This is a genomic window from Clostridioides sp. ES-S-0108-01 (assembly GCF_020662285.1).
Lineage (GTDB): Bacteria > Bacillota > Clostridia > Peptostreptococcales > Peptostreptococcaceae > Clostridioides.
On sequence record NZ_JADGMN010000013.1, the window covers coordinates 104,648 to 110,647 of the forward strand.

The 6,000-nt window shown below is 25.7% G+C and carries 6 protein-coding genes; 3 read left to right on the forward strand and 3 right to left on the reverse strand.

Going from position 1 to position 6,000, the window contains the following annotated elements:
• Nucleotides 1–114: 114 nt before the first annotated feature.
• Nucleotides 115–1,488, reverse strand: coding sequence for a sigma-54 interaction domain-containing protein (locus IR152_RS13100; RefSeq protein ID WP_227452394.1), 1,374 nt, complete (start codon nt 1,486–1,488; stop codon nt 115–117).
• 266 nt (nt 1,489–1,754) lie between these two features.
• Here IR152_RS13100 and IR152_RS13105 point away from each other — a divergent pair, with 266 nt between their 5' ends.
• The 3 genes from IR152_RS13105 to IR152_RS13115 all read left to right on the forward strand — a co-directional run bounded on the left by IR152_RS13105 (nt 1,755) and on the right by IR152_RS13115 (nt 4,141).
• Nucleotides 1,755–2,585: an MBL fold metallo-hydrolase gene (locus IR152_RS13105; protein ID WP_413927501.1), complete on the forward strand. Its 831-nt coding sequence runs from the start codon at nt 1,755–1,757 to the stop codon at nt 2,583–2,585.
• A gap of 108 nt (nt 2,586–2,693) precedes the next feature.
• Nucleotides 2,694–2,807 carry a DUF4367 domain-containing protein gene (locus IR152_RS20065; RefSeq protein ID WP_227452402.1) on the forward strand — a complete coding sequence of 38 codons (114 nt, stop codon included), beginning with the start codon at nt 2,694–2,696 and terminating at the stop codon, nt 2,805–2,807.
• A gap of 182 nt (nt 2,808–2,989) precedes the next feature.
• A complete protein-coding gene (locus tag IR152_RS13115) occupies nt 2,990–4,141 on the forward strand; it encodes an IS256 family transposase (protein ID WP_227452403.1) in 1,152 nt (383 codons plus the stop codon).
• A 240-nt stretch (nt 4,142–4,381) separates the two neighbouring features.
• On the opposite strand, the gene IR152_RS13120 is transcribed toward IR152_RS13115, so the two are convergent.
• Together IR152_RS13120 and IR152_RS13125 are read right to left on the reverse strand one after the other, a co-directional pair.
• Nucleotides 4,382–4,816, reverse strand: a complete 435-nt coding sequence (locus IR152_RS13120; protein WP_227452395.1) for a hypothetical protein — start codon at nt 4,814–4,816, stop codon at nt 4,382–4,384.
• Entirely contained in the window at nt 4,813–5,517 is a 705-nt protein-coding gene (locus tag IR152_RS13125; RefSeq protein ID WP_227452396.1) for a Fic family protein, read from the reverse strand. The genes IR152_RS13120 and IR152_RS13125 overlap by 4 nt, the downstream gene beginning before the upstream one ends.
• Nucleotides 5,518–6,000: the final 483 nt, after the last annotated feature.

Consider the following 6,000-nt stretch of genomic DNA (forward strand, 5'->3'; position numbering starts at 1 on the left):
ACAAATAAAAAAAAGAGCAAAATATTTTGCTCTTTTATAATAATTTTGCTCCTTTATTTTGCTTTTTTATTTTACTTCTATTTTACTTCTATTTTACTTTTTTGTTTTGTTTATTTATAATATTTTAATATTATATTTTTTTATTTTATACTGTAAATTTTGCCTATTCATACCTAAAATTGATGCAGCTTTAGTTATATTGTACGATGTTTTTTCTAATGATTCATATATATAATTTTCTTCTATCTCACTAAGAATATTATTAAGTGTCTTCTTCCCTAAATCATTTAAAGAATAATTGTTACTCTCTTTATTCTCTTTAATATTGTAATAGTCATTTAGATTAATCATACTTGTTTCTATTTGTATCTCGTCTTCCATCATACTCATAGTACAATAAATTATGTTTTCCAGCTCTCTTACGTTACCTTGCCAGTCATAATTTTCTAAAATTCTGATAGCTTCATCTGAAATACCTATCACCTTTTTATTTAACTTTTTATTATACTTTGAAATAAATTTTTTGCACAATAGAGATATATCCTCTTTTCTATCTCTAAGAGGAGGAATTTTTATATGAATTATGTTAAGCCTATAATACAAATCTTTTCTTATTTTATGCTCATTTAAAATGACCTTTGGACTTTCATTTGTTGTTGCAATAATTCTTACATCTATAGGTATATCCTTAGTTCCTCCAACCCTTCTTACATAACCTTCTTGTAAAACCCTTAGTACTTTAGCCTGTAACATAATAGGCATGGAATTTATTTCATCCAGTAATAAAGTCCCTTTGTTAGCTTGTTCAAATAAGCCTGGCCTATCTATTGCCCCTGTAAATCCTCCCTTGCTAGTTCCAAATAGTATGCCTTCGAATAATGATTCTGGTAAAGCTGCACAATTTTGTGCTATAAACGGATAATTTTTTCTATTACTTCCGTAGTGGATTGACTGGCTAAATAATTCTTTACCCGTTCCAGTTTCTCCATATATAAATACTGAAGCATCAGACTTACAAGCTTTCTTAGATTTTGCTATTGCCTCTTTAATAAGGTTACTTTCTCCTAAAATATCATCAAATTCATAGCCCTTCTTTTGTCTGCTATTAACTTTATTGATTAAATTTTTTTTATAATTTCTATTTAGTAAATTTTCTATGGTTGTCATATTCTTTGATATTTCAAGTGCTCCTACAAATTCTCCTTTAACATCAATTGGTATTGTAGTATTAATTGCTGTTATCTCTTTTCCATTTTTATCTAGATATTTTTGAATGTTGTCTTTGATAATTTCCCTTTTTTCCAAAACTTCTACTAGTGTACTTCTATTTATTTTCATTTTCTTTACTATATCAAAAAATGAATTAGTTAAAATATCATGCCTGTTCATTTTTTCCATTTTTTGTACAGAATCATTGTAGATTATAGTTTTCCCTTCTTTATTAACAAAATGTACCCCTTCATCAATATTTTCCAATATTTCATTCATTATTTTAAAAAATATCTCTTGGTTCAACTATATCACCCCAGTACCTAAATATATAAAAACCCAAAAAATTAATAAAATGTTGCCATTGTATTTATCTTATCATATATTTATGATATTTTTTATGTACATTATATTAATATATTTTTAAGATTATATATATTTCTGTTCTTTCACGTTTATACGTGATATAATCTACTAAATCAAAATTTTGTTAGGAAGTTTTAATTGTAGATTATTCATATAATCTAACATTTTAATAAGGAGGTATGATAGCTTTGAAATTAAAAATTATTGGTAGTGGTGGTATGTCAATTATTCCAAGTTCATTTTGTAAATGCAAAATATGTGAGGAAGCCAGGCAAAAAGGTGGAAGATATGAAAGATTAGGTCCAAGCCTATATATTGATGATATAAAAATGTTGATAGACACACCTGAAGATATTGCAGTGGCTTGCAACAGGCAAAAAATATCACAAGTAAAACACCTTTCGATTTCTCACCATGACCCAGACCATGTTAAAGGCATTAGAATTGTCGAAAAAATTGGCTATGACTTTATTACAGATAAAAATACTCCTATTGAATTTTATGCGTTGCCTGAAGTGATTGAAGATATAAATCGAATGAACCTTGATTGTCTTAAATATTATGGGGATGTTCTACACTGCATTTCTGTTAATGAAACTTCTCATATAAAGATAGATAATTTTGATATTGATTTGTTTAACAACAACCGAGATAGGAATATAACCTTCTATGTTATCAGAGAGAATGATAAAAAGGTTATATACGCTTGTTGCAATCCAAAACCATTTACTCATAATGATATGTACTTTGATGCAGATGTTTTAATAATCAGTTTAGTTTCTGATGATGGCATATTAAACGATGGAACGGAGCTTAAAGACGCACCATTCAAAGATGAAATATTTACTTTAGATGAAGTTATAGAAATTAAAAATTATTACAGAATTAAAAAGGTTATAGTTACACATATTGATGAAATGTGGGGAAAATCATATGGTTATTACAGTGAATTAGAAAAGAAACTTGATAATATTTATTTTGCCTATGATGGTATGGAAATTATAGTTTAAAGTATCAGATAATAAACATAATGCAAAGTTGATAAATTTCACTTTAGTATTTTAGTCAAAAAATAATAGTATATCTAAAATATTTAATTTTACCTTAGATATTATATTATTGATACAGAAAATGCTAAGGTCGAAAATATATCAATAAATGGTAATAAAGCTAAATATGTAGAAAAAGAAACTTCTATTCAATTATTTTGGAATGATAAGAAATGCATTTAAAAAGAATAAAAAAACAAAACCCTTTAAGAAAACTCGGTAATGTAAAATAATTTGTGCTTCAAGGTTAATAAAAATCTTCTTTATGGCAATGATTTAAATATAATCAAATGTCGTAAAGGAGATTTTTTATGAATACTTTAAGAAAACAATTAGTCAAAGAAATTATATCAGATGGATAATTTATAAAATCTGGAGATATAAGTAGCTATCTAAGAGATATGTTCAAAGATATATTGCAAGAGATGTTAGAACAAGAAATGGCAGTAGAGTTAGGTTATGAAAAGGGCGACAGCCTTAATAAGAATACAAGTAACAGAAGAAATGGATATAGCAAAAAAACTGTAAAGTCAAAATTTGGTGATGTAGAACTTGATGTTCCAAGAGATAGATATAATGACTTTAACCCAGTAGTCGTTCCTAAAAATATTAGAGATATCTCAGGAATTGAAGAAAAAATAATATCACTTTATGCAAGAGGTATGTCAACAAGAGATATACATGACCAAATATTAGATTTATACGGTATAGAAATTTCAGCTGATCAAGTAAGCAATATAACAAATGTTGTAATTCAAAGAGCTAAAGAGTGGCAAAACAGACCTCTTGAACAAGTTTATCCTTTTGTATTTATGGATGCAATTCATTATAAAGTAAGAGATGATGGAAAAATAAAAAATAAAGCTGCATATGTAGTTTTAGGAGTAAATAAGGATGGTTTCAAAGAGATTTTAGGAATATGGATAGGTGAAAACGAAACTTCAAAGTTTTGGTATAGTGTTTTAACCGATTTAAAAAATAGAGGTGTTAAAGATGTACTAATTTTTAGTGTTGATGGATTAAATGGCTTCAAAGAGGCGATAGCCGCAAGTTATCCTAATTCTATAATACAAAAATGTATAATCCATCAAATAAGAAATACTTTTAAATATGTTTCATACAAAGATTCAAAAGCATTAATAAGTGATTTTAAATCTGTATATAAAGCAGTTAATGAACAAGAAGCCTCATCGGCTTTAGATAAAATAGATGAAAAATGGGGTAAACAGTATCCTTCGGCAATTAAAATTTGGAGAAATAACTGGGATGTTATAGCACCATTCTTTAGTTTTCCTGAAGAAATAAGGACTATAATGTACACTACAAATATAATTGAAGGACTTAATAGACAGTTTAGAAAGGTCACAAAAACAAAGTCCACCTTTCCATCAGACGACTCACTATTAAAAATATTGTTCTTAGCAAGTGAAAATGTGATGAAAAAATGGACTATGAGATATAGAAACTGGGATAGTATATATAATCAGTTATCTATATTCTTTGATAATAGAATATAATTTTTAAAAATCATATTCTAAAAATTTGCCATAATATATATGATTTCCAAAAATATTTAGAAATATCCCAGTATATATTTTTTACAATTTATTAGAATAAAATTCATATATTAGGAAATATTAATAGTAAATAAATAATTGTTGCTATAAAGTAGAAATTATCTTTAAAAGCACAAATTAATTTACAGTCTCCTTATTATTATATATCTGTATACACTTTTTATTTTTATATCCTTTAATTTAACTTATTTCAAGCATCTTCAAGTACTTCTCATTAATTCTATATACATCCTTTTCTCTAGATAAAATCTCTATATCTTCAAGATTATTAAACACTTCCATCAACTGGTCAACTAATTCGATTTCCCTTATTCCAGCCTTTAAGTATCTACTTTTATTCTTTTTAATATAGTTTTCTAATGTCATAGAATAATTATCTTTATTACAAATATATTTTAATATATGTTCTTCTGTTGCTGATAGAGTTATGTCATTTTCAAATAATTCCTCTTTTAGTATACTCTCTAAAGACTTTCTATCATGCATGTCTCTCATTTCATTGATAGATTGTATTATAGACTTTAACATGAACTCTATAAATACAGTTAAATTATATCCCTTATCCTCTACATCAAGTATAGCCTTATAATACTTAGTTCTGTTTTTAGATATCATATATGATATTGAGACTTCTTGAAAGTATCATATCCTTTATCAATTAAATATAAATAAGATAATGCTCTTGATGTTCTTCCATTACCATCACTAAAAGGATGAACATATACAAAGTAGAAATGAATTATTGCACTCTTTACTAAATCATTTACCTTACTATCTTCCATAAAAGTTATTAATTCACCCATAAAGTCATATATTTTCAAAGGATCAAGTCCTGTATGTATAATCTCACCTTTTGAATCACATACATATACTTTTTCAGTTCTGTACTCATATTCTTCTGAATCTAAGCAGTTTTCACCCAATATATGATGTAAATTATATATAAATTTGTGGCTATATAATTTATCTAAATTATCTAATCCATATTCTAAAGCTCTATGATTATTGTAAATCATATATTCACTTTTATTACTTGGTTTCATCTTTCCTCTAATTATAGATTTTGCAATCTTTCTAGTTGAAAAAGCACCTTCAATCATACTAGAATAATAAGACTCTAAGGCTAAATCATTTTTATCTTCTATTATTTTAAATATCTTGATTGATGTTAATCTCTCTATTTCATCTATTGAATTTAATATGTTATCAGTTTCATGATAGTATAGTTCTTTATCATCAAAGCTCTTTAAGGAAAGTATAATCTTATCTCCAATAGAGTATTTATTTTTATATTCTTCTATTGTCAGTTTAATCACCACCTTAGTTTATCTTTATCTATTAATATTAACAAAAAGTATTAGTTTTTACACCATTTTTGATTGTTTATTTTATATATTATGATTCTACTTCTGATAATTAAATCTTATTGAAAATACATTCTTAAAATTTAATAAAAAAATTTATATATAAGTGTCTAAAAAACGATTCTTTATTCGTTATATAAATAATACTAAAAAGGGGGGATTATATAATGCTATTTAGTAAACACTCTTTTAGAAAAAAACGGTGATAAACTTGTTTTAAATTTTGTCTTTGACTAATTGTTTTCTTAAAGTATTCATAAAAAATCTTCTTTACAACATTTGATTATATTTAAATCATTGCCATAAAGAGGGTCTTTAAAATAAAGTGTGTATTCTTCTAAAAAATGGTGATAATTAAAATATTAAATATCACTATATAAAAGGAAGGTGCACACTTTTTATGTTTAACAAAAACGAAATATTAAAAAAACTTAT